This window comes from Achromobacter sp. 01N37 (assembly GCF_056399725.1).
Map to the genome: position 1 here is coordinate 1 of NZ_JBFTRX010000026.1, position 22,117 is coordinate 22,117.

The 22,117-nt window shown below is 65.2% G+C and carries 20 protein-coding genes; 14 read left to right on the forward strand and 6 right to left on the reverse strand.

The features are described 5' to 3' along the window. Positions 1–219 precede the first annotated feature (219 nt). The 3 genes from AC1DSJ_RS29475 to AC1DSJ_RS29485 all read right to left on the reverse strand — a co-directional run bounded on the left by AC1DSJ_RS29475 (position 220) and on the right by AC1DSJ_RS29485 (position 3,252). Positions 220–1,497: a TRAP transporter large permease gene (locus AC1DSJ_RS29475; protein WP_175172003.1), complete on the reverse strand. Its 1,278-nt coding sequence runs from the start codon at positions 1,495–1,497 to the stop codon at positions 220–222. A 36-nt stretch (positions 1,498–1,533) separates the two neighbouring features. After that, entirely contained in the window at positions 1,534–2,034 is a 501-nt protein-coding gene (locus AC1DSJ_RS29480) for a TRAP transporter small permease (RefSeq protein ID WP_175172002.1), read from the reverse strand. A gap of 243 nt (positions 2,035–2,277) precedes the next feature. Beyond that, positions 2,278–3,252, reverse strand: a complete 975-nt coding sequence (locus AC1DSJ_RS29485) for a TRAP transporter substrate-binding protein (protein ID WP_054428126.1) — start codon at positions 3,250–3,252, stop codon at positions 2,278–2,280. A 103-nt stretch (positions 3,253–3,355) separates the two neighbouring features. Here AC1DSJ_RS29485 and AC1DSJ_RS29490 point away from each other — a divergent pair, with 103 nt between their 5' ends. From AC1DSJ_RS29490 to AC1DSJ_RS29530, 9 genes are all read left to right on the forward strand, one after another. Beyond that, positions 3,356–5,887, forward strand: coding sequence for an ABC transporter permease (locus AC1DSJ_RS29490; protein ID WP_082387329.1), 2,532 nt, complete (start codon positions 3,356–3,358; stop codon positions 5,885–5,887). After that, complete coding sequence (locus AC1DSJ_RS29495) at positions 5,887–6,309, forward strand: group II truncated hemoglobin (protein ID WP_175172000.1); 423 nt, start codon at positions 5,887–5,889, stop codon at positions 6,307–6,309. The genes AC1DSJ_RS29490 and AC1DSJ_RS29495 overlap by 1 nt, the downstream gene beginning before the upstream one ends. A gap of 67 nt (positions 6,310–6,376) precedes the next feature. Next, positions 6,377–7,045 (forward strand): 3-deoxy-D-manno-octulosonic acid kinase, encoded by a 669-nt coding sequence (locus AC1DSJ_RS29500; RefSeq protein WP_245636528.1) that lies wholly within the window; start codon positions 6,377–6,379, stop codon positions 7,043–7,045. Between the two features lie 142 nt (positions 7,046–7,187). Then, positions 7,188–8,291, forward strand: a complete 1,104-nt coding sequence (locus tag AC1DSJ_RS29505) for a polyamine ABC transporter substrate-binding protein (protein ID WP_054428123.1) — start codon at positions 7,188–7,190, stop codon at positions 8,289–8,291. A gap of 6 nt (positions 8,292–8,297) precedes the next feature. Beyond that, positions 8,298–9,425 (forward strand): ABC transporter ATP-binding protein, encoded by a 1,128-nt coding sequence (locus tag AC1DSJ_RS29510; protein ID WP_441372709.1) that lies wholly within the window; start codon positions 8,298–8,300, stop codon positions 9,423–9,425. Beyond that, complete coding sequence (locus AC1DSJ_RS29515) at positions 9,422–10,342, forward strand: ABC transporter permease subunit (RefSeq protein WP_054428121.1); 921 nt, start codon at positions 9,422–9,424, stop codon at positions 10,340–10,342. The genes AC1DSJ_RS29510 and AC1DSJ_RS29515 overlap by 4 nt, the downstream gene beginning before the upstream one ends. Continuing rightward, entirely contained in the window at positions 10,339–11,148 is an 810-nt protein-coding gene (locus AC1DSJ_RS29520; RefSeq protein ID WP_441372710.1) for an ABC transporter permease subunit, read from the forward strand. Before AC1DSJ_RS29515 ends, AC1DSJ_RS29520 begins: the two co-directional genes overlap by 4 nt. Further along, positions 11,145–11,501, forward strand: a complete 357-nt coding sequence (locus AC1DSJ_RS29525; RefSeq protein ID WP_175171998.1) for a Spx/MgsR family RNA polymerase-binding regulatory protein — start codon at positions 11,145–11,147, stop codon at positions 11,499–11,501. The genes AC1DSJ_RS29520 and AC1DSJ_RS29525 overlap by 4 nt, the downstream gene beginning before the upstream one ends. 16 nt (positions 11,502–11,517) lie before the next feature. After that, a complete protein-coding gene (locus AC1DSJ_RS29530) occupies positions 11,518–12,240 on the forward strand; it encodes a DNA-3-methyladenine glycosylase (RefSeq protein ID WP_346553474.1) in 723 nt (240 codons plus the stop codon). Positions 12,241–12,320: 80 nt separating this feature from the next. On the opposite strand, the gene AC1DSJ_RS29535 is transcribed toward AC1DSJ_RS29530, so the two are convergent. Beyond that, the gene (locus AC1DSJ_RS29535; protein ID WP_245636527.1) at positions 12,321–12,998 is read right to left on the reverse strand and encodes a PhoP regulatory network YrbL family protein; all 678 of its coding nucleotides are present in this window, start codon (positions 12,996–12,998) and stop codon (positions 12,321–12,323) included. Between the two features lie 142 nt (positions 12,999–13,140). On the opposite strand from AC1DSJ_RS29535, the gene AC1DSJ_RS29540 reads away from it, so the two are divergent. The 5 genes from AC1DSJ_RS29540 (at position 13,141) to phoU (ending at position 19,535) form a co-directional block, all read left to right on the forward strand. After that, positions 13,141–14,499 carry a DNA recombination protein RmuC gene (locus AC1DSJ_RS29540; RefSeq protein WP_441372711.1) on the forward strand — a complete coding sequence of 453 codons (1,359 nt, stop codon included), beginning with the start codon at positions 13,141–13,143 and terminating at the stop codon, positions 14,497–14,499. A gap of 117 nt (positions 14,500–14,616) precedes the next feature. Further along, positions 14,617–16,146: an amidase gene (locus tag AC1DSJ_RS29545; RefSeq protein WP_476760453.1), complete on the forward strand. Its 1,530-nt coding sequence runs from the start codon at positions 14,617–14,619 to the stop codon at positions 16,144–16,146. A gap of 26 nt (positions 16,147–16,172) precedes the next feature. Beyond that, positions 16,173–17,894, forward strand: coding sequence for an isovaleryl-CoA dehydrogenase (locus tag AC1DSJ_RS29550; RefSeq protein ID WP_441372712.1), 1,722 nt, complete (start codon positions 16,173–16,175; stop codon positions 17,892–17,894). Positions 17,895–17,932: 38 nt separating this feature from the next. After that, positions 17,933–18,613: a ribose-5-phosphate isomerase RpiA gene (gene rpiA / locus AC1DSJ_RS29555; protein WP_054428114.1), complete on the forward strand. Its 681-nt coding sequence runs from the start codon at positions 17,933–17,935 to the stop codon at positions 18,611–18,613. 196 nt (positions 18,614–18,809) lie between these two features. After that, positions 18,810–19,535 (forward strand): phosphate signaling complex protein PhoU, encoded by a 726-nt coding sequence (gene phoU, locus AC1DSJ_RS29560; RefSeq protein ID WP_346553471.1) that lies wholly within the window; start codon positions 18,810–18,812, stop codon positions 19,533–19,535. A 91-nt stretch (positions 19,536–19,626) separates the two neighbouring features. Here the strand turns inward: phoU and AC1DSJ_RS29565 are convergent, their stop codons facing one another. Then, positions 19,627–21,579 (reverse strand): phosphocholine-specific phospholipase C, encoded by a 1,953-nt coding sequence (locus tag AC1DSJ_RS29565; RefSeq protein ID WP_441372713.1) that lies wholly within the window; start codon positions 21,577–21,579, stop codon positions 19,627–19,629. Between the two features lie 158 nt (positions 21,580–21,737). After that, positions 21,738–22,010 (reverse strand): oxidative damage protection protein, encoded by a 273-nt coding sequence (locus AC1DSJ_RS29570; RefSeq protein ID WP_006218476.1) that lies wholly within the window; start codon positions 22,008–22,010, stop codon positions 21,738–21,740. Positions 22,011–22,117 lie beyond the last annotated feature (107 nt).

Consider the following 22,117-nt stretch of genomic DNA (forward strand, 5'->3'; position numbering starts at 1 on the left):
CGTGGAATGGTAGCTAACCATTCCAGGGCTCAAGATACAAGGGAGCCGAAGGCGGACGAGGATGAGGACGGGGCAGTCCGGAGCGAAGGCTCCGGACCGCAATCGTGGGCGCGCGCCGTCAGGGCCACTGCGACGACGGGCGACCTACGCAAGCCACTTCCGCAAGCCACTTCCGGAACCCGCTTAAGCAAGCCGCACCGCGAGCCTCAAAAAACCCGCTCACTTCCCGTAAACCAAATCCCTTAACCCCAGTGACAACCCCGGCCAATAAGTAATCACCATCAGGCAAACAATCACCACCCCCACAAACGGAATCAACGGCTTTATCAACCGCTCCAGCGGCAACTTCGCCACTGCGCATGCCGCGAAAAGATTCACGCCGAACGGCGGTGTAATCATCCCTAATGCCAGGTTGACCACCATGATGATGCCGAAGTGCACCGGCTCCACGCCGAACTTCAGCGCCACCGGCAGCAGCAACGGCGCCAGCACCACGATCGATGCCGACGTTTCGATGAACATGCCGATCACGAACAGCGCGGCGTTCACGCCCATCAGGAACGAGAACTTCGTATCGAAGATCTGCGACAGCCAGACGCCCAGCGCGTCCGGGATGCCTGCGCGGTTCAGCAGGAAGCTGAAGACGCCTGCGTTGGCGATCACGAACATGATCACTGCCGTCGACACCACCGACTTGTGCAGCGTCACCGACAACTGCTTGAAGCTCAAGCGGCGATAGATGAACTTGCCGACCACCACCGCGTACATCACCGCCACCACTGACGCTTCCGTCGGCGTGAACACGCCGCCGTAAATGCCGCCCAGGATGATGACCGGCATCATCAGCGCCAGCCAGGCGCTCTTGAAGGCGGGCCACAGCGGCAGGCGGCCTTCGCCGTCGCGCTTGCCCAGGTTGTTGCGCTTGGCGTAGATCCACACATAGAACATCAGCGCCACGCCGATCAGGATGCCGGGCATCACGCCCGCAATGAACAACTCGCCAGTCGAGGTGTCGGTGGACACCGCGTACAGAATCATCGGAATCGACGGCGGAATGATCACGCCCAGCTCCGCCGCGCTGGCCTGTAATGACGCCGCGAAGGGGGCCGGGTAGCCGTGCCGGATCATGGCCGGAATCAGGATCGCGCCCACCGCGAACGTCGTGGCCACGCTGGAGCCGGCCACGGCGGCGAAGATCATGCAGGTCAGCACGCAGGTGCAGGCGAGCCCGCCCTGGATGCCGCCCACCACGCTCTTGGCGAACTCCACCATGCGTTCGGAAATGCCGCCGGCTTCCATCAGGTTGCCGGCGAGGATGAAGAAGGGGATGGCGACAAGCGGGTACTTGTCCAGCGCGGCGTACAGCTGCTGGGCGACAACCACCCACGGCAGGCCCGCGGTGCCGACGCCCGCCAGGCTGGCCAAACCGATCGACACGGCGACCGGCACGGACAGCCCGAAGAAAATCAGCATCGAGACAATCATTATTTGAGACATGGCGATATCTGCTGCTCAGGTTCGATAAGGGGCGGCTCAGCCTTGCGCGTCGTTGCGCACAGGCACGTCTTCTTCTTCGCCGGCGCACCAGCGGGCCAGCACGGCAATGGCGGCCAGCGTTGCGCCAACGGGAATCGCCAGGTAGATCCAGGAAATGGAAATGTCCAGGCTGGGCACTGTCTGGAAGCGCACGCGATAGGTCATGTTGCCGCCGATCCAGGCCAAAAAGCCCAGGAAGCTGGCGCAGATCAAGCCGATCACCGCTTCAAGCACGCGGCGCTTCGTGCCGCCCAGCAGGTTGCGCAGCAGTTCGACGCTGATCATCGCGCCGTGGCGGAAGGCCAGCGCCACGCCCAGCAGCACCGTCCAGATCAGGAGGGCGCGGGTCAGCACCTCGCTCCAGTCGGCGGGTGAATGCAGCACGAAGCGGGCAATGACCTGGTAGAAGGCGGCGGCCGCGGCGGCCACCAGCAAAAGTTGGGCAAGAACCGAGACCAGCTTGAACAGGCCGCGGTCGAAAGCGCAGAGCAAACGCATGATGAATCCCGATAGCGAGGGGCGCAAAGGATGGGGGACGGCAAGCGGCGGGACCGGAATCCCGCCGCCAAGGGCGACGTGTCCAATACAAGGACGGCGTGCCCGATATCAAGACAACGTGCCTAAAACACGACGACGTGTCTAAAAGACGACAAGGTGCCTAGAACAGCGAAGGCGTGCCTGGCAAAAGGACGGCCTGCCAGGCACGAGGACGACGTACCAAATAAAGAGGGCGAGCCCCGCTTACTTGGTGTCGCGGATCGAGTCGATCAGCTTCTTGTCGAACTTCTTGTAGTACTCGGGGTACGCGGGTTCCACAGCGGCGGCGAATGCAGCGCGGTCCACCTCGGACACTTGCATGCCTTCCTTCTTCAGCTGCTCGACACCGGTCTTCTCGATGTTGTCGACGTAGGCGCGCATGGCTTGGGCGGAGTCCTTGCCGGCCTTGTCGAAGTTGGCCTTGTCGGCAGCCGACAGGCCTTCATAGACGTTGGCCGACATCAGCACCAGCGCCGGGCCGTACACGTGGCCGGTCAAGGACAGGTACTTCTGCATTTGCGACAGCTTGGCCGACGTGATCACCGACAGCGGGTTTTCCTGGCCGTCGATGGTGCCTTGCTGCAAGGCGGTGGCCACTTCCGGCCAGGCCATGGGCGTGGGCAGAATGCCGATCTGGCGGAAAGCCGTGATGTGGATGGGGTTTTCCGTGGTGCGGATCTTCAGGCCCTTGGCGTCCGCCGGGGTCTTGACCGGGCGCACGTTGTTGGTCAGGTGGCGAAAGCCCTGTTCACCCCAGGCCAGGGCGATGATGCCGCGGCTGGGAAACTTGGCCAGCATGTCCTGACCGATCTTGCTGTCGAGCACCGTGCGGGCGTGTTGCAGGTCGCGCAGCAGGAAGGGGATATCGAAAACCCCCGTCTCGGGAACAAAATTCAGGGTAGCGCCTGTCGAAACGATGGCCAGGTCGATGGTGCCGATCTGCAGGCCTTCGATCACTTCGCGCTCGCCGCCCAGCGCGCTGTTGGCGAATTGCTGTACCTTGTACTTTCCGTTGGTCGATGCCTCCAGCGACTTGGCCAGGGCTTCGGCGCCGGCGCCGTAGTGCGACGAAGCCGACAGGGCGTAGGCCATCTTCAAGGTGTTCTGAGCTGCCGAGGGCAGGGATGTGGCGGCCGCGCAGGCGGCCAGAATCGTGGCCGCAAGCCAGGATTTACGCATTGTCTTCTCCGGTATTTAGGTATCTTTATGGGCGGCGTTGCCTCCCGCCCCGGGATGATATCGGGATTCGGACGCCGTCTATGCCGGTTTTTAACTATGTTGAATGATGGATTTCCCTGATATGTCACAGGCCAAGCGCCCCGGTTTATGGTCCACCCTGCGCCTGGGCGCCAGGATGATGATGCGAGACGCCCGCGCGGGCGAGCTGCGCTTGCTGGTGCTGGCGCTGGTCGTGGCGGTGGCCGCGGTAACCAGCGTGGGCTTCCTGGCCGACCGCGTCAGCCGCGCGCTGGAACGCGACGCGGGCCAGATGTTGGGCGCCGATCTGGTGCTGGATGCCGACGAGCCAGTGCCGGCTCAATTCCTGGACCAGGCGCGCGAACGCGGCCTGACCTTGTCCAGCACCTGGCAGTTTCCGTCCATGGTGGGCGCTGGCGACGGCGCGCAACTGGCCGCGTTGAAGGCCGTTGAACCCGGCTACCCATTGCGCGGTGCGCTGCGCGTGGCCGATGCCCCCTTCGCACCTGACGCCGTCACCCGAGACATCCCGCCCGAAGGCGCGGTCTGGGTCGATGCCCAACTGCTGTCTCTGTTGAACCTGAAAGTGGGCGACACGCTGAACGTGGGCGACGCGCATCTGCGGGTGGACCGCGTGATTACCTATGAGCCGGATCGCGGCATGCAGTTCGTCAACGTGGCGCCGCGCGTGCTGCTGCGCGCCAGCGATCTGCCTGCCACCGGGCTGATCGCACCGGGCAGCCGCATCGGTTACGCCATGCTGGTGGCCGGCCAGCCGGATGCCGTGGCGGGTTACGCCACCTGGCTCAATCAGCATCTGAAGCGCGGGCAGAAGGTCGCCACGCTGGAGTCGGGCCGGCCGGAAGTGCGCCGCACGCTGGACCGCGCGCAACGCTTTCTGTCGCTGGTGGCCTTGCTGGCGGTGCTGATTTCGGCGGTAGCCGTGGCCTTGGCCGCCGGCCGTTACATGACGCGCCACCGTGATGGCATCGCCGTCATGCGTTGCCTGGGCGCGGTGCAATCCCAGGTGTCGCGGATGCTGACCTTGGAATTTACGCTGGTCGGCCTGCTCTCGTCGGTGGTGGGCTGCCTGCTGGGTTATGCCGTGCACCAGGTGCTGGTGATGCTGCTGGGGTCACTGATCGACACCAGCCTGCCCGCGCCGTCGGCCATTCCCGCCTTGCAGGGCGTGTTGACCGGGCTGTTGCTGCTGCTGGGCTTTGCTTTGCCCGCGCTGGCGCAACTGCGCCATGTGCCGCCGGCCCGCGTGCTGCGGCGGGATGCGGACACGATCAGCGCCCGCAGCGCGTTCGGCTACGCGCTGGGCGCGACGGGTTTCGCGTTGCTGATCTGGTGGTTCGCGGGCGACGCCAAGCTGGGCGCGGTGGTGGCGGGGGGCTTTCTGGGCGCCTTCGTCGTCTTCGCGCTGGTGGCGTGGCTGTGCATTCTGGGCCTGGCGCGGCTGCGTGGGCTGGCGGCGGGCTTGCCCGCGCTGCGCTTTGCGCTGGCCGGCGTCGTGCGCCGGCGCGCCGCCACCATCACGCAGGTCTGCGCGCTGGCGGTGGGATTGATGGCGCTGCTGTTGCTGACCATGACGCGCACCGACCTGATCCAGGGCTGGCAGCGCACCATGCCGCCGGATGCGCCCAACCGTTTCCTGATCAACGTGCAGCCCGACCAGCGCCAGGCCGTGACCGATGCGCTGACCCGCGAAGGGCTGGGCCGCATCACACTGTCGCCGATGGTGCGCGGCCGTCTGATCGCCATCAACGGCAAGCCCGTGGGGCCGGACGACTACGAAGAGCCGCGCGCCAAGCGGCTGGTGGACCGCGAGTTCAATTTGTCCTACACGGACGAGATGCCGTCGTCCAACAAGATCGAGCAGGGCCGGTGGCTGGCGCCCGGGTCGTCCGAGGTGTCGTTGGAGTCAGGTCTTGCCAAGTCGCTGGGCCTGAAGCTGGGCGACAAGATGACGTTTGATGTGGCCGGCCAGCAGGTCGAGGCCGCCGTCTCCAGCACCCGGCGCGTGGATTGGGATACGATGCGCGTCAATTTTTTCGCCATCCTGACCCCCGCCGCGTTGGCCGACATGCCCCAAAGCTGGATCACCTCTTTCTATCTGCCGCCCGAAAAGGCGTCCGTGCTGCCCGCGCTGGTGCGCGAATTTCCCAACCTGACCGTGTTCGACGTGGGCGCCATTCTGCAACAATTGCAGTCCGTGTTGAATGAAGTGGGCAAGGCGGTGCAGTTGCTGTTCCTGTTCACGCTGGCGGCAGGCGTGCTGGTGTTGTCGGCGGCGCTGACGGCCACGCGCGACGAGCGCATGCGCGAAGCGGCGGTGCTGCGGGCGCTGGGCGCCACGCGCACGCAGTTGGCGCGTTCCCAGCGTATTGAGCTTTGGGCGGTGGGCGGCCTGGCGGGCCTCTTGGCCGCGGCCGGGGCCACCGCCATCGCTTGGGTTTTATCAACCCAGGTGTTCGATTTCACCATTACCCTCAGCCTCTGGCCGTGGCTGGCGGGCATCGGCGCGGGTATGCTGGGCGCCTGGGCGGGCGGCGCCCTGGCCCTGCGCGGCGTGTTGCGCACGCCGCCGCTCGTCACCCTTCGAGAAACCTGATGACGACCCGCGTCCATACCATTAGCGAACCTGTGGAAAATTCCAGCAGTATTTTTGACCTTCTTGGCGGCGAACCCGGCGTGCGTGCGCTGGTCGACCGTTTCTATGACCTGATGGACATGGAGCCCGACCTGAAAGAACTGCGCGCCGCGCACGGCCCCAGCCTGGACGACGCGCGCGACAAGCTGTTCTGGTTCCTGTGCGGCTACTTCGGCGGCCCCGACCACTACATCGAACGTTTCGGCCACCCCCGGCTGCGCGCGCGGCACTTGCCATTTTCGATTGGCGAGATCGAGCGCGACCAGTGGGTGACCTGCATCGGCCGCGCCATGGAAGACCAGGGCATCGCCCCGGCGCTGGTGGAACGGCTGCTGGAATCTTTCTACGGCGTGGCCGACTGGATGCGCAACCGTGAAGGCTGAAGGGAAGGCCACCGACCCGCGATCCGGCGCACAGCGCCAGTCCTGGCCGGGGCCGCTGGCCGGCGCCATGCTGAGCGACGCGCAGCGCCTGGCGCAAGCCGGACCCGAAATCTTCAACCCCGCCCACTATGGCGACCGCGCCCGCCCCGTGGACGCGGGCGGCCGTCAGGCCGCCTGGTTCGTGCAGGGGCCGGGTTGGCAGGGCGTGCTGCGGCGCTACCGGCGCGGCGGAATGATCGCGCGCATCAGCCGCGACGCCTATCTGTGGAACGGCGAGGACCGCACCCGCAGCTTTCGCGAGTACCGCCTGCTGGCCGCCATGCGCGCCCAAGGGCTGGCCGTGCCAGCGCCGCTGGCCGCCGCCTACTGGCGCCAGGGGCCGATCTACCGCGCGGCCATTGTGGTTGAACGCATACCCGGCGTGCGCCCGCTGGCGCACGCCCTGGCCGAGCCGATCTGGGGCGCAGTGGCCGACGCCATCGTCCGTATGCACCGGGCGGGCGTCTGGCATGCGGATCTGAACGCCTTCAATATCCTGATCGGCAGCGATGACCGCGTCTGGCTGATCGATTTCGACCGCGGCACGCAAGGCTCGCTGTCCGAGCGTCAGCGCCAGGGCAATTTGGACCGCCTTCGCCGCTCGCTCGTCAAGGTGGCGGGCGAAGAGGGCGACCGTTTCTGGATGAAAATGCGCGACAGCTACTGGACGGCCTGGGGCGTGGGCGTGCAGCCCTGACAGGCCAGACACACCAGGGGCCGCCATCGGCCCCTAATTGCGTCAATTACCCGGCAAAGTTGGGCAGGTGATCGCTAAAAGGCTTTATCATTTCGCCTTTTGGTAGTCCTGACATACACGGCATACAGCAAGGGGTCTCGTAATGGAACTAAGGGCGGGAGTGCGCTGGGCGCTTGGCGCGGTGCTGGTTGCGGCATCGGCTTCGCCGGCGGTCGCTCAGAACAAGGTCGTCAACGTCTACAACTGGGCCGAATACACGGCGCCGGACACAATTCCGGGTTTCGAAAAGGAAACCGGCATCAAGGTCCGCTATGACGTTTACGACAGCAACGACACGCTGCAAGCCAAATTGCTGGCGGGCAAGTCGGGTTACGACGTCGTTGTCCCGTCCACCCATTACGCCTCGCGCCAGATCGAGGCCGGCTTGTTCCAGAAGCTGGACAAGTCCAAGATCCCGAACTGGAAGTACCTGGACCCCGAAGTGATGGCGCTGGTCGCCACGGTCGACCCGGGTAACGAGTACGCCATTCCGTGGGGCTACGGCACCAACGGCCTGGGCTACAACGTCACCAAGGTCAAGCAGATCATGGGCGACAACGTCGACCTGGCCAACTGGGACATGATCTTCAAGCCCGAGAACGCCGCCAAGCTGAAAGAGTGCGGCATCTCGATGCTGGACGAAGCCGCGCAGGTGTTCCCGGCCGTGCTGAAGTATCTGGGCAAAGACCCCAACAGCACCAACGCCGACGACTACAAGGCCGCGCTGGATGTGCTGAAGCAGATCCGCCCGTACATCCGCCAGTTCAGTTCGTCGGGCTATATCGACGAGCTGGCCGTGGGCGACCTGTGCATGGTCTACGGTTTTTCGGGCGACGTGATGATCGCCCGCAAACGCGCGCAAGAAGCCAAAAAGACGTATGAAGTGAACTACTTCATCCCGAAGGGCGGCGCGCCCGCGTGGTTCGACCTGATGGTCATTCCGAAGGATGCCCCGCATCCCGAAGAGGCCCTGGCGTTCATCAACTACATTGAAACGCCGAAGGTTCACGCCGCCATCACCAACACCATGTTCTACCCGAACGCCAACAAAGAGGCGCGGCAGTACGTGGTGAAGGACGTGGCCGACAACCCCATGATCTACCCGCCGGCCGAGGTCTCCAAGACCTTGTACGTGATCAAGGCGCTGCCCTTGAACATTCAACGCCTGCAAAACCGGATGTGGTCCGAGCTGAAGTCTGGAAGATAAGTCATCATGAGCGATAGCCGTTACTCGGCGCCGCATACCGTGGACCCGGACGAGTTCGTCCGGGTCTCCGATGTGGTCAAGATTTTTGGCGATGTGGTCGCCGTGCGTTCCGTCAACCTGTCCGTCAAGCGCAACGAGATCTTCGCGCTGCTGGGAAGCTCTGGCAGCGGCAAGTCGACCTTGCTGCGCATGCTGGCGGGCTTTGAGGACGCCACCTCTGGGCAGATTCTGCTGGATGGCGAAGACATCACCAGCGTGCCGCCTTACCGCCGGCCTGTGAACATGATGTTCCAGTCCTACGCGCTGTTCCCGCACATGACGGTCGAAGCCAACGTGGCGTTCGGCCTGAAGCAGGAAGGCGTGGACCGCGCCGAAATCCACGACCGCGTGTTCGAAGCGCTGGATCTTGTCCAGATGGCCGGCTATTCGCGCCGCAAGCCGCATCAGTTGTCGGGCGGCCAGCAGCAGCGTGTGGCGTTGGCGCGCAGCCTGGTCAAGCGGCCCAAGCTGCTGTTGCTGGACGAACCGATGTCCGCGCTGGACAAGCAAATTCGCCAGAAGACGCAGATCGAGCTCGTGAAGATTCTGGAACAAGTGGGCGTGACCTGCATCATGGTTACGCACGACCAGGAAGAAGCGATGACCATGGCGCACCGCCTGGCCGTCATGACCGAAGGGCAGATCGTCCAATGCGGCACGCCGCAGGACGTCTACGCGTTCCCGAATTCGCGCTTCGTGGCCAGCTTCATCGGGTCGACGAACATGTTCACCGGCACCATCGTGGTGGACGAGCCCGACCACGTCGCCATCGAATGCGGCGAATTGACGCGGCCGCTGTTCGTGAACCACGGCGTGAGCGAGCCGCTGGGCATGGAAGTGCACGTCTCCATCCGGCCCGAGCGCCTGGTGGTGTCGCGTGACCAGCCGCCGGGTGAATACAACTGGGCGCACGGCATGGTCAGCCACATGGCGTGGATGGGCAGCTACGCGCTCTATCAGATTCGCCTGGACTCCGGCAAAACGGTGGAGGCCAGCGTGCCCAGCCTGCTGCTGGCGCAGATGGACGCCCCGGGTATCGGCGAAGAAATCTTCGTCAGCTGGGGCGAAGACAGCGCGACGGTGCTGGCGTCATGATCCGCTTTTCGCCCCGCGACTGGTTGCCATCGGGCCGGGCGCTGGCGGTGGTGCCGCCATTTGCCTGGCTGGTGCTGTTCCTGCTGCTGCCCTTCCTGCTGGTGCTGAAGATCAGCTTTGCCGAAGTGAAGTTCGGCATCCCGCCGTATACGTCGCTGGCGGAATTCCAGGACGAGGCCGTGCAGTTCAGTCTGCACCTGCGCGGCTACATCCTGCTGTTCACCGACAGCCTGTACTTCAAGACCTACCTGAGCTCGGTGAAAATTGCCGGCATCACCACGCTGATCTGCGTGCTGATCGGGTACCCCATCGCGTACTACATCGCGCGTTCCTCGCCCCGCGTGCGCAACCTGCTGCTGCTGGGCGTGATCCTGCCGTTCTGGACGTCGCTGCTGCTGCGCGTGTATGCCTGGGTGGGCATCCTGCGTAACGATGGCTTGTTGAACAACCTGCTGCAAAGCCTGGGAATTATTTCCAGCCCGCTGGAAATTTATCGCACCGATGTGGCGGTGTATATCGGCATGGTCTATGCGTATCTGCCGTTCTTCATCCTGCCGCTGTACGCCACGCTGGTGAAGATGGACTTGCGTCTGCTGGAAGCCGCGTATGACCTTGGCGCCAAGCCGTGGCAGGCGTTCTGGCAGATCACCGTGCCGCTGTCGCGCCAGGGTGTGATTGCCGGCGCCATGCTCGTGTTCATTCCGGCCGTGGGCGAATACGTGATTCCGGAAATGCTGGGCGGGGCCAACACACTGATGATGGGCCGCGTCATGTGGAACGAATTCTTCAATAACGCTGACTGGCCCATGGCGTCCGCCGTGACGTGCGTGATGGTGCTGTTGCTGCTCGTGCCGCTGGTCGTCTTCCAGTACAACCAGGTCAAGCAGCAGGAACTGGCGAACGGAGGCCGCAAATGAAGGGTCCCAACAAGACCTTGCGCGCCGTGGTGTTGGGGCTGGGGTATTTCTTCCTGTACGTGCCCATCCTGAGCCTGATGGTGTTCTCGTTCAACGAGTCGCCCACCGTGACGTCGTGGGCGGGCTTTTCGTTCCGCTGGTATCACGCGCTGTTCAATGACGATGCGCTGCTGCGCGCGGCCTGGCTGTCGTTTCGCATTGCTGCGATGACGGCGACGGCCGGGGTCATCATCGGCACGTGGGCGGGCTATGTGCTGGGGCGCATGGGGCGCTTCCGCGGCTTTGCGCTGTACGTCGGCATGCTGAGCGCGCCGCTCGTCATTCCGGAAGTGGTGCTGGGCATTTCGCTGCTGCTGATGTTCGTGGAATTGCGCGGCAGCCTGGGCTGGCCCGCCGAGAACGGCGTGTTCACGATCTGGGTCGGGCACGTGACGCTGTGCATGGCGTTTGTGGCGGTCGTCATTCAGACCCGTATCCGCGACCTCGACCGTTCGCTGGAAGAGGCCGCGCTGGATCTGGGCGCCACCCCCATCACTGTGTTCTTCAAGATCACGCTGCCGCTGATTGCGCCAGCCCTGGCTTCGGCCTGGCTGCTGTCTTTCACGCTGTCACTGGACGACGTCGTTCTGGCGTCGTTCCTGTCCGGCCCCAGTTCCAGCACGCTGCCGATGGAAGTGTTCTCGCGGGTGCGCCTGGGGCTGAAACCCGAGATCAACGCGCTGGCCACCCTGTTCATCCTGGCGGTGGGCACGTGCGTGATCCTGGCCAACCGCCTGCAATGGCGCAAGGAGTCCGAATCCAAATGAAGCAAACCACTCTGTATGGGCTGACCAAGTGCAGCACCTGCGTCAAGGCGCGTGACTGGTTGTCCGAGCATGGCGTGGACCACGCGTTTGTGGATTACCGCGATCATCCCGTGCCTGCCGCCACGCTGAAATCCTGGTCGGAAAAAGTGGGCGGCTGGGAAAAGCTGGTCAACCGCACGTCGATGACGTGGCGCAACCTGGCCGAAGACCGCAAGTCGGCCCAAACCGACGCCGAATGGAGCCAGCTGATTGCCGAATTCCCGGCGCTGGTGCGCCGCCCGGTCACGGTCACGCCCGATGGCGAGGTCACCGTGGGCTTCAGCGAAAAGCGCTACGGCGAACGCTTCGCCTGACGTTGCGTTGCACGTGATGGCGTCCTCCATCCAGGCATCGCGCGGCGCCGGCAAGGCGTTGCCCGATGCCTTTTTTGACCGCGACGCCCGCGCGCTGGCGCGCGATCTGCTGGGCAAGGTCATCCGCCATCGTGTGGACGGGCTGTGGTTGTCGGCCCGCATCATCGAGACCGAAGCCTATTACCTGGAAGAAAAGGGCAGCCACGCGTCGCTGGGCTACACGCACAAGCGGCGCGCGCTGTTCATGGACGGCGGCGTTATCTATATGTATTACGCGCGCGGCGGTGATTCGCTGAATTTCAGCGCCGCAGGACCCGGCAACGCCGTGCTGATCAAATCGGCTCATCCCTGGACGGACGCGCTCTCCGGCCCGGATGCGCTGGCCCGCATGCAGCAGTTGAACCCGGATGCCCAAGGCCAGCCGCGTCCGCCATCGCGGTTGTGCGCCGGCCAGACGCTGCTTTGCCGTTCGCTGGGCTTGAGGGTGCCGGAATGGGACGCGCGCCGCTTCGATCCGGATGCGCTGTATGTCGAGGATGTGGGCGATTCACCCGAGGTGCTGATCTGCACGACGCGCCTGGGCATCCCGGCAGGGCGCGACGAGCATCTGCATTACCGCTATGTGGACCCGGCTTACGCGACGGTCTGCACGCGTAATCCGCTGCGGCGCGGGCAACGTGCCGGGCACGACTATGTGTGGGTGGACCGGCAGGGCGTGGTGCTGCCGGACGCGCCGTAGGCAGGGCGGCCAAGGTGGGGCCGCCGAGCCGGGGGCGCCGAGCCGGGGGCGCCGAGGTGGGGCCGCCGAGGTGGGCCGCTTCAGGCCTGACCTTGCCCGTGCCCCATCGCCCGGATTCGTGCTTCCAGCGACCGGCGCATTTTCTGGTACTTGCGCAACATGCGCCAGCGGTTCAGCCGCTTGCTCCACGCGTACAGCGGCACTAACGGCAGCACCCCGAAGCCGTCGATCAGGTACATGCCCGGCTTGCCGTCGGCGTTCTGGCCGCAGGCAATGTTGCTGGCCGACACGTCGTGCAGCACAACATGGGCATCGGCCAGGTCGTCGAAGAATTCGTCCAATTGTTCGAAAAACTTGGCGTCCACGCGGCCCTGCTTGGCCAGGTCAGTCACCGTGGGGGCGATGTTGCCGGCGGCATCGGTGATTTTCTCGACCAGCAGGCCCAGCCCCAACGAGGTTTGCGCCACGCCCACGATGCGCGCCATGGGCACCTGCCACACGCCAGACGGGCGGGTCGTCGTGGTGACGTATTCCGAGAGCTCGTTCAGATACACGCGATACGCGCTTTCGCGCTGAAACTGCTTGTACCAGCGCTTGAGCGGCCGCGCCTCTAGGTAGACGGCGCGCGCGCGCATGTCCATGACTTTGACCAGCAGGGAGGCGGCGTTGGGGTGTTGAAAAATGTGGCGGTCGCCGCCGATGGCGAGCGGAGCCTCGGCGTCGAGATCCAGTGGGCCGAAGACGGACTGGAACGACACCGAAGGCTGACAGGAAGGGAGGTCAGCAGGATTCAATGGGGTCGAGCGATCAGTTCAGAGTAGGGGGAGTTTAATCCTGTTGAGCGCCGGCAGCGGCCAGATCTGTGGCAATTTCATGTCGCTTGGTTACAGAGGCGGGGTGATGCGTCCTACAATTCCGGCTTTGGAGAGGCCACTTTTGAACGACATTCTGCTTTGGGTTGCCGCGGTTGGCGCGGTGTTGGCGTGTTTGGCGGCGTTGTTTGCGTGCTTGCGGCCGCCCGCCAGGGATGCGCGTCTGGACGCGCTGCTTGACGGCCTGGAACGCACCGAACGCGCCTTGCGCGCCGATATCGCGGAAAGCCAGCGCGGCCTGCGCAGCGAAATTGCGGAATCCACCCGGGCGGCGCGTGCGGAATCGGCCGAATCCCTGGCGCGGTTCGCCGCGGGCTTCGGTGAGCAGTTGCAGGGGCTTATCCAGATCAACGAGCGCCGCCTGATGGAAGTGCGCGCCACCGTCGACCAGCGCTTGCAGTCGCTACAAACTGAAAACAGCGCCAAGCTCGACGAAATGCGCCGTACCGTGGACGAAAAGCTCCATGCCACGCTTGAGCAGCGCCTGGGCGAGTCCTTCAAACTGGTGTCCGACCGGCTGGAAGCCGTGCACAAGGGGCTGGGCGAAATGCAGGCGCTGGCGGCCGGCGTGGGCGACCTGAAGCGCGTGCTGACCAACGTGAAGTCGCGCGGCACCTGGGGCGAAGTGCAACTGGCCCGCCTGATCGAAGACAACATGACGCCCGACCAGTACGCCAGCAACATCAAGCCGGTGCCGGGCAGCGATGCGGTCGTCGAATTCGCCATCCGCTTGCCGGGGCGCGGCGACGGGGGCGAACCCGTCTGGCTGCCGATCGACGCGAAATTCCCCAAGGAGGAATACGAACGCCTGATGGACGCGCAAGACGCCGCGGATGCCGAAGGCGTCAAGGCGGCGGGCGCGGCGCTGGGCCGGGCGGTGGAATTGCAGGCGCGCCTGATCGCCAGCAAGTATGTCGCGCCGCCGCACACCACCGATTTCGCCATCATGTTCCTGCCCACCGAAAGCCTGTATGCCGAAGTGCTGCGGCGCCCCGGCCTGCTCGACAAGCTGCATGACCTGCGCATCAACGTGGCCGGCCCCAGCAATCTGGCGGCGCTGCTCAATAGCTTGCAGATGGGGTTCCGCACCTTGGCCATTGAGCAGCGGTCGTCGGAAGTCTGGCAGGTGCTGCGCGCGGTCAAGACCGAATTCGGCAAATTCGGCGACGCCCTGGCCAGCGTGAAAAAGACCTTGGACACGGCCAGCAACAAGATCGGCCTGACCGAAGTGCGCACCCGCGCCATGCTGAAGAACCTGAAAAACGTCGAAGCCTTGCCGGAAGCAGATGCCCTAAGGCTATTGGGTGAGGCCGGCACTGCGGATGACGACAACGACCCGGATGACGACGCCGAGCCGCGCAACGTCTCGTCCACGGGCACGAACTGATCCGTTTGTCTTGACGTCGCGCGGCCACCCAGGGCCGCGCGTGCTTGTTGCCTACGCAGACTGTCGATATCCTGGCATGTGCGGCATTTCGCCGTCGAACCCTGGAGCATCGTAAGCATGAGCACCGCTGAACGCCATGATTCCTCTTCCCTCGACGCGACGGCGCTGGGCGCCGATATCGCACAAGGGGTCAYAACCGCCCGTGCTGCGATGCAGCAGGCGGTGGACCGGGTAGCGGCGCGCAATCCGTCGATCAACGCGGCCTGCGGCGTTGAAGCCGAAACGGGCCTGCGGCTGGCTCAGGCCCTGGACGACGAACTGGCGGCGCTGTCGCCGGAGCAGCGGCAGGCGCAATTGCAGCACCGGCCATTCCTGGGCGTGCCGACCTTGCTCAAGGACTTGGGCACCGCCGCGCTCGGCCTGCCCAGCGCGATGGGATCGGTGCTGTACGGCCATGTCGCCTGGGACGTCGACGCCGAGATCGTCAAACGATATCGCCATGCGGGCCTGATTCCGTTTGGCCGCACCACCAGCGCCGAGCTGGGCTTGAGCCCCACGACGGAATCCCCGGCCTATGGGCCTCCCACCCAAAACCCCTGGAAAGCCGGCCATAGCGCGGGCGGCTCCAGCGGGGGCGCCGGGGCGGCGCTGGCCAGCGGCATGGTGCGGATCGCGCACGGCAGCGACGGCGGTGGCTCCATTCGCATTCCGGCATCCTGCTGCGGGGTGCTGGGCCTGAAGCCGTCGCGCGGGCTGATGCCGCTGGGCCCGCTGAAGGGCGAAGGCTGGGGCGGCCTGGCGACCGAGCACATGATGACGATTTCGGTGCGCGACTGCGCCGCGTCCCTGGATATCAGCGCGGGCGCCGACGTGGGCGCGCCTTATGCGGCCCCGGCGCAGCCAGCGCAATCCTACCGGGCCGTGGTGGCGCGCGTGTCGGCCGATCCGCAAAGCGCCACGCGCCGCCGTATCGCTTTCATCAACACCACCTATGAAGGCGGTGTCATCCACCCGGAAGTGGCTGCCACCGTGGATGAGGCAGCGCGCTTTTTCGCCGCGCTGGGCCATGAACTGGTGCCGGCCTTGCCGCCGGTGGGGTCTGAAGAGGTGTTGTCGCCGATGCTGCCGCTGATTGCCAGCGCCGCGGCCAATGCCATCGACAGTTTCGTCGCGGCGCGCGGACGCCGCTTGGCCGCCGATGAATTGCAGCCCACGACGCTGGGCGCGCGCGAGTACGCCCGCGCGATCTCGGGTTCGCAATATGTGGCGTGCGTGGATACCTGCCACGAAATCACGCGCCGCATTGGCCGCTTCCTGCATCGCGATGGCGCGCACGGCTATGACCTGTTCCTGACGCCGGTGCTGGCGCAGCCGCCCGCGCCCATCGGCCGCTACGCCATGGACAACGCCGATTACCTGGCCTACCGTCTGGGCAAGAAGGGCGTGATCGGCTATTCGCCCTTTGCGCCCTTGGCCAACCTGACCGGCATGCCCGCGATTTCCATCCCCTTTGGCATGTCGTCTGACGGCTTGCCGATCGGCATCCAGGTGATGGGCCCGCTGGGCAGTGAAGCGCTGCTGCTGGAGCTGGCCGCGCAGGTCGAGGCCTTGCGGCCCTGGGCGTTGGTGGCGCCCATGGCCAGATAGATAGCCGAATGCTCCAGGGAGCCGCCATGTCTTCGTTTGCGACGCATACCGTGCAGAACCAGGCGCCCGCCCTGGAAGACTATTCCCTGTACGACACGGACCCGGCCTTGCGCGAGGCGGTGCGCCGCGAAGGGGCCGAAAGCTGGTCGGGCGATCTGGCCGCGCATGGGGCGTGGCTGGGCCGCGCGCAAACGCTGGCGGCTGGCGCCGAGGCCAACCGTTGCCCGCCCCGTTTGCTGAGCTATGACCGCAACGGCCACCGTATCGATCACGTTGAATTCCACCCCGCCTGGAACGTGCTGATGAGCGGCATCGTCGCGCGCGGCTTGCACAGCCGCGCCTGGGCGCAACCGGTGCCGGGCGCACAAGTGGCGCGGGCGGCGGCGTATCTGATGCAAGGGCAGGTTGAAGCCGGCACCTTGTGCCCCACCACCATGACGTTTGCTGCCGTGCCGTTGCTGCAACGTGAACCGGCGGGCGCCGTGGATTTTGCGGGGCAGTGGCTGCCTGCGTTGTACTCGCGCGAGTTCGACGCCGCCGACGCGCCGCTTGCCGCCAAGCGCAGCGCGCTTATCGGCATGGGGCTGACCGAAAAGCAGGGCGGTTCCGACTTGCGTGCGGTGACCACCCGCGCCACGCCCTTGGGCGCGCCGGGCCGGGGCAACGCCTACCAATTAGTGGGACACAAGTGGTTTTTCTCGGTGCCGCAAGCCGATGCGCATCTGGTGCTGGCGCAGACGGACGAGGGGCTGAGTTGCCTGTTCGTGCCGCGCTGGATTCCGGATGGCCCCCGCAACGCCGTGCGCGTGCGCCGCTTGAAAGACAAACTGGGCAACCGCAGCAACGCCAGCGCCGAGGTTGAATTCGAAGACGCCTGGGGCGTCATGGTGGGCGAACCCGGGCGCGGGCTGGCGGTGCTGCTGGAAATGGCGGCCACCACGCGGCTGGATTGCGTGCTGGGCAGTGCCGCGCTGCTGCGGCAGGCGCTGGTGCAATCCATCCATCATGCCCAGCATCGGCACGCGTTTGGCAAACCGCTGATTGCACAGCCGCTGATGCGCAATGTGTTGGCGGACCTGGCGTTGGAAAGCGAGGCGGCGATGGTGTTGGCGCTGCGGCTGGCGCGTGCGGTGGATGGGCGCGGAGGCGGACAACAAACCGGACAACAAAGCGGGCAAGAACGCGGGCAAGAACGCGGGCAGGGCGGCGCGCAGAACCGCGCGCTGGTGCGCGTAGGCACGCCGGCCGCCAAGCTCTGGATCTGCAAGCGGGCAATCAGTGCGGTGGCCGAATGCATGGAAGTGTGGGGCGGCAACGGGTATGTCGAAGAGGGGCCCATGCCCCGTATCTATCGTGAAACCCCTGTCAATTCCGTTTGGGAAGGGTCGGGCAACGTAATGGCGCTGGATGTGCTGCGCGCCCTGCAACGCGAGCCCGACGCCTTGCCCGCGCTGGAACAGGAATTCGCAGCCGCTGCCGGCCAGCACCGTGCGTTCGACCAGGCGCTGGCGCAATGGCGATCGATGCTGGCGGATACCAGCCAGGCGGAATTTCAGGCGCGGCGTATCGCTTGCGGGCTGGCGCGCTTGTGGCAGGCCGCTCTGTTGATCCAGCACGCGCCCCACGCGGTTGCGCAGGCGTTCGTCGCCAGCCGCCTGCGTGCCGATGGCGGCGTTTTCGGTGAACTCGCTGCTGGGGTGGATACGTCTGTCATCCTGTCGCGGGCCTGGCCCGCCGCCGCATGCTAAATTTCCTGGCTTAACCAACCTTCCCGCATTACTCCGCCATGCTCTCCCAGCAAGAACTCAAGCAGCAAGCCGCCGACGCCGCCCTGGAATTCGTTGAAGCCGTTGCCGGCCCGGACGCCATCATCGGCGTGGGCACCGGCTCCACCGCCGACCTGTTCATTGATGGCCTGGCGCGTTTCAAGGGCCGCATTGCCGGCACGGTCGCCAGTTCCGAGCGCAGCGCCGCCCGCTTGGCCGCCCACGGCTTGAAAGTGCTGGACTTGAACGACGTCTCGACGATGCCGATCTATGTAGATGGCGCGGACGAGATCGACGCGAATCTGTACATGATCAAGGGCGGCGGTGGCGCCCTGACGCGCGAGAAAATCGTTGCCTCGGTGGCTGAACGCTTCATCTGCATCGCCGACGAATCGAAGCTGGTCGACACTCTGGGCAAGTTCCCGCTGCCGCTGGAAGTGATTCCGATGGCGCGCGAATCGGTCGCGCGCGCGCTGACCATGCTGGGCGGCCAGCCGCGCCTGCGTGAGGGTTTCGTCACCGATAACGGCAACATCATCCTGGACGTGTCGGGTCTTTCGATCAAAGACGCGCTGGGGTTCGAGGCGCGCGTGAACAACCTGCCGGGGGTTGTCACCTGCGGCCTGTTCGCGTTGGCAGGCGCCGACGTGGCCTTGCTGGCCACCCAGAACGGCATTCGCCGCCTGGACCGCGTGGCGTAATTTCGGGCTCGCCACGCCCCTTTCCGCCTTCCTGCGCTGCCCGCGCATTGCCGCCGCCGCTCCGCCTTGCGGGCGGCGGAGGGCCGATTCATAATCCTGTCACACTTGGGTCATAACCTTGCCGGTTGTGCAGGCCCATCTCGTAACTCTCTTATTTCGGGGCAATGCAATGAGATCAACCACGCRGGGAGCCCGGATGACGGAGCATACAAACAAGCAGTTCGACGCCGATCTGGAAAGCGTCCGTTCGCAGTTCTTGCAAATGGGCGGCTTGGTGGAAGCCATGATCCAGGAAGCGATCGACGCGCTGGCCACCGGCGACCTGTCGCTGGTGGAAAAAGTCCGCGAGCGGGAAAAGGAAGTCAACCGCCACGAAGTCGAGATCGACGAAAGCATCAGCCGCATCCTGGCCAGGCACCAGCCCACCGCCATCGACCTGCGCATGCTGATGGCCGTGTCGAAGATGCTGACCGACATGGAGCGTTCTGGTGACGAGGCCGAGAAGGTCGCCACCGTTGCCCGCCGCATCCATGAAGCGGAAATGCGCCATATCCCCGTGATCGAACTGCGCCACATGGCCGCCAATGTGCGCACCATGCTGCACCAGGCGCTGGACGCGTTCGCACGCCTTGACCCGATTCTGGCCGCCGCCGTCGTGCGCAGCGACAAGGAAGTGGACAAGGAATGGAAGGGCGCGCTGCGTCACTTGATCACCTACATGATCGAAGACCCGCGCACCATCTCGCGCGCCATCGACATGATCTTCATCGCGCGCGCGCTGGAACGTATTGGCGACCACGCCAAGAACATGTCCGAACGCGTCATCTACATGGTCAAGGGCGCCGACGTGCGTCACACCGGCGTGAAGAACACCGAGCGCCTGGCGCGCGGTGAAGAAGAGTCGGAAGAGGACGACAAGTAAGCCTCTGCCGCCTCTGCGGCCCGTGCGGCTTGCACGGCCAATCAAAAACCCCAGCGCATCCGCCCTGGGGTTTTTTACTGCCGCACTGTATTTATAGCGGCAGGGTAGCGCCCACACAAAGGCGGGGATCAGGCACGCCGGGCTTGCCGGCATCGATGCGGCCAGCTAGGCGGCGTCCGAACGCCGGCATGGCGGGGGTGCTGATCTCCAGGTCGTACCACCCTTCGCACCCGGCGTACTTGAGCTCCAGCGCGCCGCCCGCCTGCACGTGCGCCATGGCGCGCCAGCCATCGCCCATGTGGGATTCCACCTTGAGGGGCTGCGGCATGTCGCTGTGGTTGACCAGACGCAGGCGCAGGCCCGACGTGACGGGCACCAGTTGCGTCTCTAGCAGGCCGGCATCGCGCGCATCACCGCGGAATTGCCGGTGAAATCCATCGGGCCCAAGCAGCCAGAGGTCGTACGCGCCGCCGTCACCCAAGCGCCACCCGTCATCCAGGCGGGCGCCCGCGCCCACGGTGTAGCGGCGGGGGGCGCGCGCCAGATCGTTGCGGTCGTACACATGCAGCACCGCGGCCACGGTGCCAGGGTTGCGCAAGGTCAGCCGGTAGTGCTCGCCATCGGCGGTGATGCGGCCCACGGCATCCAGCGCGTACGGCAGCGGACAGGCGTGGCGGTTGCTGTCGTGATGATGCGCGCCCCGGTCGCCCGCGAAGTCGAAGGCGGACGTCAGGTCCCCGGCCACGGCGCGGCGCCACGGGCTGATGTTGGGTTCTTCGACGCCGAAGCGGGCTTCAAGAAAGCGGATCACCGACGTGTGGTCAAACACCTGTGAATTGACCCAGCCGCCACGGCTCCACGGCGACACCACCAGCATCGGCACACGCGGCCCCAACCCGAAACCCCGGCCGTGCAGGCTGGCCGGGTCTTCGGCGGTGGCGGCGCTGCGGCCGTGCCGCGCGTCGTGGTATTCGCCGTCCAGTTCCACCGTAGACAGGCCGCCGGACTCGCCATCGGCGCCGCGGGCCGGCGGTGCGGGCGGCGGCATGTGGTCGAAGAAACAGTCGTTCTCGTCATAGGTGACGAGAAACACGCAGCGGCTCCAGGTGTCCGGGTTTGCCGTCAGGATGTCCAGCACCCGTTCCGTGTAAGCGCCGCCTTGCTGCGGCGACGAGACCTCGGGGTGCTCGGAGTCTGCGGTGGGCGCAATGATCCAGGATACTTGCGGCAGCGTGCCGGCAGCGGCGTCGCGGGCCAGATCATCCAGCGTGCAGGTGGACAGGCCGCGGTCGCGCAACGGGGCTTGCGCCGCGCCGCTCGCGTGTTCGCGGCGGTATTGCTGGAAACCGGCCAGCGGGTTGTCGTGAAAGTTGTCCGCCATGTCCTGATAGATGCGCCAGTCCACGCCGGCTTGCTGCAAGCGCTCGGGGTAGGTGGTCCAGGCGTAGCCTTCGCCGGCGGGGCCCAAGCGGTCAAAGTGATTGACCAGCGCGGGGCCGCCCGCCAGGCCAGCGGGGTCATTCGTGCCGGTCCACAAGAACAGGCGATTCGGATTGGTGCCGCCTTGCAGCGAACAGTGGTAGGCGTCACATACCGTGAAGGCGTTGGCCAGCGCGGTCTGGAAAGGCACGTCGGCGCTTGTGTAAGCGCCCATGCCCAAACGGCTCTTGGCGGACAGCCATTGGTCCATGCGGCCGTCGTTCCAGGCGCGTTGCGCGTCGTCCCAGGTGTGCGGCGTGATGTAGCCAACCGGCGTGTGGCTGGCGTATTCCGCTTGCAGCGCATAGGGGCGGCATTGCGTATCGCCGTCCATCTGCGTCAGCACATTGCCTGCCAACGTGGGCAAAGGATGCGGGTCGGCAAAGCCGCGCACGCCGGGCAGGGTGCCGAAGTAATGGTCGAACGACCGGTTTTCCTGCATCAGGATGACGACGTGCCGCACATCTTGCAGCGTGCCCGTCTTGCGATCAGGGGCAATCGCCACGGCGCGCTGGATGGACGACGGCGGGTCAGGAGGACAGGGCGAGTGCGATTCTTCTTTCATGACAGCCTTAATACGGCCTGAATTCTTGCAATCTTAAGGGCTGCGCGTTTGCGCGCCACGATAAAGCTTGGATACGCCGGAAAACACGAAGCCCCTCGCGGACGAGGGGCTTCGTGGGGGAGCCGCGCGTTGCCTGTTGGCATGGCGGCGTAGCCAGATCAGGCCGACGGCGGAACGTAGCCGTGGGCTTCGACGGTGCCGTCTTCGAACAGGAAACGTTCCATCTGTTCCTTGAGGTACTTGCGTGCGCGGGCGTCAGCCAGGTTCAGGCGGTTTTCGTTGACCAGACGGGTCTGGATCGCCTTCCATTCTTCCCAAGCTTCCTTGGAAATGCTCTGCCAGATCTTGGTGCCGAGCTCGCCGGGGTAGGGAGGAAAATCCAGCCCTTCGGCTTCACGCTTCAATTTCACACAGTTGACGATACGGGACATGGTTCGCTGCCGGAAAGATAGATAACGGCGTATTTTAGCGGGCTTGGCGTCCTGCGGGCGCCAAGCCCCTTCAAGCCCTGCGGTCTGGCCGCCGGGGCGGGGCCGCC

Bases quoted from the DNA above. Each gene is read 5' to 3' on its own strand.
- AC1DSJ_RS29475 (WP_175172003.1), bottom strand. From the start codon at position 1,497: ATGTCTCAAATAATGATTGTCTCGATGCTGATTTTCTTCGGGCTGTCC.
- AC1DSJ_RS29480 (WP_175172002.1), bottom strand. From the start codon at position 2,034: ATGCGTTTGCTCTGCGCTTTCGACCGCGGCCTGTTCAAGCTGGTCTCG.
- AC1DSJ_RS29485 (WP_054428126.1), bottom strand. From the start codon at position 3,252: ATGCGTAAATCCTGGCTTGCGGCCACGATTCTGGCCGCCTGCGCGGCC.
- AC1DSJ_RS29490 (WP_082387329.1), top strand. From the start codon at position 3,356: ATGATGGATTTCCCTGATATGTCACAGGCCAAGCGCCCCGGTTTATGG.
- AC1DSJ_RS29495 (WP_175172000.1), top strand. From the start codon at position 5,887: ATGACGACCCGCGTCCATACCATTAGCGAACCTGTGGAAAATTCCAGC.
- AC1DSJ_RS29500 (WP_245636528.1), top strand. From the start codon at position 6,377: ATGCTGAGCGACGCGCAGCGCCTGGCGCAAGCCGGACCCGAAATCTTC.
- AC1DSJ_RS29505 (WP_054428123.1), top strand. From the start codon at position 7,188: ATGGAACTAAGGGCGGGAGTGCGCTGGGCGCTTGGCGCGGTGCTGGTT.
- AC1DSJ_RS29510 (WP_441372709.1), top strand. From the start codon at position 8,298: ATGAGCGATAGCCGTTACTCGGCGCCGCATACCGTGGACCCGGACGAG.
- AC1DSJ_RS29515 (WP_054428121.1), top strand. From the start codon at position 9,422: ATGATCCGCTTTTCGCCCCGCGACTGGTTGCCATCGGGCCGGGCGCTG.
- AC1DSJ_RS29520 (WP_441372710.1), top strand. From the start codon at position 10,339: ATGAAGGGTCCCAACAAGACCTTGCGCGCCGTGGTGTTGGGGCTGGGG.
- AC1DSJ_RS29525 (WP_175171998.1), top strand. From the start codon at position 11,145: ATGAAGCAAACCACTCTGTATGGGCTGACCAAGTGCAGCACCTGCGTC.
- AC1DSJ_RS29530 (WP_346553474.1), top strand. From the start codon at position 11,518: ATGGCGTCCTCCATCCAGGCATCGCGCGGCGCCGGCAAGGCGTTGCCC.
- AC1DSJ_RS29540 (WP_441372711.1), top strand. From the start codon at position 13,141: ATGCGTCCTACAATTCCGGCTTTGGAGAGGCCACTTTTGAACGACATT.
- AC1DSJ_RS29550 (WP_441372712.1), top strand. From the start codon at position 16,173: ATGTCTTCGTTTGCGACGCATACCGTGCAGAACCAGGCGCCCGCCCTG.
- rpiA (WP_054428114.1), top strand. From the start codon at position 17,933: ATGCTCTCCCAGCAAGAACTCAAGCAGCAAGCCGCCGACGCCGCCCTG.
- phoU (WP_346553471.1), top strand. From the start codon at position 18,810: ATGACGGAGCATACAAACAAGCAGTTCGACGCCGATCTGGAAAGCGTC.
- AC1DSJ_RS29565 (WP_441372713.1), bottom strand. From the start codon at position 21,579: ATGAAAGAAGAATCGCACTCGCCCTGTCCTCCTGACCCGCCGTCGTCC.
- AC1DSJ_RS29570 (WP_006218476.1), bottom strand. From the start codon at position 22,010: ATGTCCCGTATCGTCAACTGTGTGAAATTGAAGCGTGAAGCCGAAGGG.